This window comes from Synechococcus sp. R8-2 (assembly GCF_047461715.1).
Classification (GTDB): Bacteria; Cyanobacteriota; Cyanobacteriia; order Thermostichales; family Thermostichaceae; genus Thermostichus.
Genome location: NZ_JANSHQ010000405.1, coordinates 1 through 1,128, shown reverse-complemented (window position 1 = coordinate 1,128; position 1,128 = coordinate 1). Strand labels below are relative to the sequence as shown.

General features: G+C 61.3%; 2 protein-coding genes. Both read left to right on the top strand.

The window, feature by feature from the left end; genetic code table 11:
* Positions 1-443: hypothetical protein (locus NW819_RS09895; protein ID WP_414413633.1), on the top strand; the 443-nt coding region annotated here is incomplete at its 5' end.
* Positions 404-1,128: N-acetylmuramic acid 6-phosphate etherase (gene murQ / locus NW819_RS09890; RefSeq protein WP_414413632.1), on the top strand; the 725-nt coding region annotated here is incomplete at its 3' end. The genes NW819_RS09895 and murQ, both read left to right, overlap by 40 nt.

Sequence of the window (1,128 nt, the reverse complement as noted above, 5' to 3'; positions counted from 1 at the left end):
CGGTAGCGGGACGGAGTCCTTGCCATCGCTTGCACGGACTTACTCATCGCAGTAGCGGGACGGAGTCCTTAGAACACCTTCTAGAGTACCGCCACTGGGCGGCGCTCGCCTTCGTCAATTCACCGGTTGGGCTGCCGACTGAGGCGTATTTGGGCTGGTCGCCGCTTGTGATGGGGGCATCTTTGGAGAATGGCCGCGCTGCGTTTCCGCTGGCAGAGGTTTTGGTTGAATGGACGTCGGCGAAGGGGGCCGGCTTGGTGCTCCTTGCCCTTGTTGTGGTGCTGTTGGCGCAGTTTTTCCCTCCACTGCTCCCTCAGGAGAGCCCCCTGCCACCGATAGAATCCGAGAAGACAAAGTGTAGGATCCCTGAAGGCGGATCCCTCTTGCCTGGACAAGCGCTGCCATGGTTTCTCCACAATTGGCTTGGGATCCCGGATCCCTGACCGAAAGCCCCAACCCGGCCACAGCCGAGATCGACCGTCTCAGCACCTGGGAACTGGTGAAACGGATCAACGCTGAGGATCGGCGGGTGCCGGAAGCGGTGGCTGCTCAAGCAGAGCCGATTGCCCAAGCCATCGATGCCATTGCCCAGCGGATGCGTCACGGCGGGCGGCTGATCTATATCGGGGCAGGAACCTCAGGTCGGCTGGGGGTACTGGATGCGGCTGAGTGCCCACCCACTTTTGGCACTTCCCCCGCACAGGTGGTGGCTTTGATCGCCGGGGGGGAAAAAGCCCTGACCCAGGCGGTAGAGGGTGCAGAGGACGACGCAGAAGCGGCTGCCCGCGCGCTGGAGGGTCTTCACCTCCAAGCTCAAGATAGTGTTGTGGGAATTGCCGCCAGCGGTCGTACCCCCTATGTGCTGGGTGGGATCCAAGCCGCTAGGAGCATGGGGGCGCTCACGATTGGCCTGGCCTGCAATCACCCTTCCCCGCTAACCGAGCAGGTGGATATTGCTATTGCCCCTTTGGTGGGGCCGGAGGTAATCCTCGGATCCACCCGCATGAAAGCCGGCACAGCCCAAAAGTTGGTGTTGCATACGATCTCCACCGGGGTGATGATCCGCTTGGGCAAGACCTATGGCAACCTAATGGTGGATCTCCAGGCCAGCAATGCCAAGCTCAAGCA